Source organism: Vibrio sp. V42_P2S4T144 (genome assembly GCF_009904715.1).
In the GTDB taxonomy this organism is placed as follows: Bacteria; Pseudomonadota; Gammaproteobacteria; order Enterobacterales; family Vibrionaceae; genus Vibrio; species Vibrio alginolyticus.
In genome coordinates this window covers 1-2,729 of the sequence record NZ_WXWS01000234.1, presented here as the reverse complement: position 1 = coordinate 2,729, position 2,729 = coordinate 1, and the positions used below count along the sequence as shown (strand labels likewise).

Here is a 2,729-nt window from a genome sequence, read left to right as displayed (position 1 = left end):
ACTAACAGATAACCTATATCTTAGCTATGAATGTAAGGCCGTTTTGAAGGAGTGTCGAGAACGAAAATAAGAACTATTTTATTGATTTTTATGTAAATATAGTTGGTCGTGTATAAAATTGATAACGTGAAATGGCGAGATGTAAGCCTTGCACAACTAACAAAGGTTGGTTAAACAAGGCTAATAGTCGGTTATGGATAAATAACGATTTGTTGCTCCTCAGTCATCACAAGTGTCGCTTTGCTTTGTTCGATAAGTTGGGCAGCATAAGAAGGGGTAACGGCCTGCATATCACCTTTAGATCGAAGAGTTAAAGACTCCCACGCTTGATCTCGATATTTCCCTGCTTGGGTGTATTGAATCAGTACTTTCATAGCTTCACGCTCCGGTGTGGTTGACGTGCTACTTAAGTTAACGATCTTAGGTTGGTTGCGCATCCGTTAAAAATGAAACATTAGTTTAACCAAATGTGCCTTTCCAAATATCGCGCATTGAGCAGAGCAATTTGGAATCCTTGTGATGGAGGGATGAAAAATACTCAATCTTTCGATTCATACTGCGCAATATAATGTTTGAGAGATTTGGTTTCCGCACTCTGAAACTCTTCATCGTGCATACGCAGTGCTTGGATACGGTCGAGGCGGAACTGGCGATAGTCATCGCGCAATTCGCACCAGGCGACCAGCGTCCAGACTTTGCCCCAAAAGAACTGGCCTAACGGTTGGATTTTTCTCTCGGTCACCTGTCCGCTTTCATCTTGGTAATCCAAACTGACCTTAAACTGATGATCAATCGCGTGGCGCAGAAGCTGCCCTCGTTTGGCAGTCTCGGATTGGGTGTGATAATCGGGCACAATCAGCGGACAATCTTCCACTTGTTGTTTGAGCTTATCTGGCAATACCGAAAGTATTTTGGTGGACGCAGAGTGAGACGCTTCGGCGAGTTCGGCGTCCGACCAGGCTCGAACCATCCGCATACCCAGTTCAAGCGCCATCATCTCCTTTTCTGAGAACATCAAAGGTGGCAGATGAGAGCCTGCTTGCAACAGGTAGCCGACACCTGCTTCACCTTGAATCGGAACACCAGAACTGAGCAACGACTGAATATCGCGATAAATCGTACGTTCGCTGACTTCCATTCTTTCTGCGAGCTCTTTCGCTGTCACGGCGTAACGCTTTGCGCGCAAAAGCGTCAGTAGCTCAAACAGTCGTTCTGATTTGCTCATGATGTTCCTTATCTAGACCTACTGGTTGTTAGTAGTAGTGTGGCTGATTACTTCTCTAGCTCACTGCACATTTTTAAGTTGTGATGTATAAGCTCGAAGCTTTCGCAGTCAATCATTGATAACAGAGGCTGAAATTCAGCGGCTTGCTTGAGCTGTTTTCCCGCCTGTTTTGCATCGTCCATTGAACGCCAGTAAATGATGTCTGTCCACACATCGTCCGTCGCTTCGTGACTGAGTGAGCGATACAAAAAGCCCGGCAGATTCTTCACAAACGTTTGTGACTGTTTGGCAGCGGCGATCACGTCTTGCTCTGTTGTGCCTGCGGTTAGACGAAATTGCACAGTTTCGATAACGGTTTCCATATTGTGATTCCTTATTGGTTTTGGCGGATTGCCTGTTGAGTTCCAAATAAGGTTACGCGGATGGAATGTCAGAACATGTCAGTAGTGAAATCTCACTCACTTATCATCAATATGGTTATTTTTCTGGGCTGTTGTAACGATCCCAGTAAGGTAAATCTGTGCCGAGTTTTTCGCTGATAAAATCGATAAAGGCTCTTACTTTCAACGGCATGTGCTTGCGCTCAGGAAAAACCGCATAAATGGCGTGTTCTGGTAGAGAATACTCTTCCATCACCGGTTTTAGATTTCCTGCGGCAAAGTCTCTTCCTGCAATAAATGTTGGCAGTTGCGCAATGCCCGAACCTCTTAACAGCAACTGGCGAATGGCTTCGCTGTTATTGACGATAAAGTTTCCTTTTGGAAGCACCTTGTATTCGCTGCCGTTGTTGATGAACATCCATTCGACGCCGCCACGGAAATAGGAGTAGCGCAGGCAGTTGTGACTGACTAAATCACTTGGTTTTTGTGGTGTTCCAAACTCCGCTAAGTAATCTGGCGAGGCACAAAGCACACTTTTACAAGGGGCGAGGCGTTTTGCGATTAGATTGGAAGAGGTGAGTTCACCAATACGGATCCCCAAATCAAAACCGTCTTTAACCAAATCGACCATTTTGTCTTCGAGGTTTAAATCCACTTCAATTTTCGGGTAACGAGCGAGAAACTCGCTGATCAAAGGCGCGATATGCAGCACACCGAAAGACATCGGCACGGTAATTTTGAGCCGACCTTGTGGAGAGCCTTGCAGTTCCGATACCGCGTCTACGCCTTGCTGGGCCAGATTGAGCGCTTGAGAAGCGTACTCAAAATAGCGTTCTCCCGCTTCGGTCAGGCTCAGCTTACGCGTAGTTCGGTTAAGGAGACGAATGCCCAAATCGTCTTCTAGTTGGTTGATGCGTTTGCTGATCGCCGATTTCGTCAGATTCAGCTGTTTGGCCGCAAGGGAAAAGCTGCCGCATTCGACAACAGCAACAAAAACGGGCAGGGAGGCAATCGCGTTCACATCAATCTCCTATTATCGTGAAGCATTTATTGTTGAGCACAAGGATACAATTAATTTCCAATTATAGAGATTATCTTCAAGAAGAAAACAATCTAGACTATGC

At 45.7% G+C, this 2,729-nt stretch carries 4 protein-coding genes; all 4 read right to left on the bottom strand.

Annotated elements, in window-relative coordinates; all coding sequences use genetic code 11:
• Positions 1-191: 191 nt before the first annotated feature.
• The 4 genes from CAG68_RS08215 to CAG68_RS08200 all read right to left on the bottom strand — a co-directional run bounded on the left by CAG68_RS08215 (position 192) and on the right by CAG68_RS08200 (position 2,626).
• Positions 192-374: a hypothetical protein gene (locus tag CAG68_RS08215; protein ID WP_031778850.1), complete on the bottom strand. Its 183-nt coding sequence runs from the start codon at positions 372-374 to the stop codon at positions 192-194.
• A 164-nt stretch (positions 375-538) separates the two neighbouring features.
• Positions 539-1,225 carry a helix-turn-helix transcriptional regulator gene (locus tag CAG68_RS08210; protein WP_005497912.1) on the bottom strand — a complete coding sequence of 229 codons (687 nt, stop codon included), beginning with the start codon at positions 1,223-1,225 and terminating at the stop codon, positions 539-541.
• 47 nt (positions 1,226-1,272) lie between these two features.
• On the bottom strand, positions 1,273-1,587 hold the full coding sequence (locus CAG68_RS08205; protein WP_029795225.1) for a hypothetical protein: 315 nt from the start codon (positions 1,585-1,587) through the stop codon (positions 1,273-1,275).
• Between the two features lie 115 nt (positions 1,588-1,702).
• Positions 1,703-2,626 carry a LysR family transcriptional regulator gene (locus tag CAG68_RS08200; RefSeq protein WP_005384329.1) on the bottom strand — a complete coding sequence of 308 codons (924 nt, stop codon included), beginning with the start codon at positions 2,624-2,626 and terminating at the stop codon, positions 1,703-1,705.
• Positions 2,627-2,729: the final 103 nt, after the last annotated feature.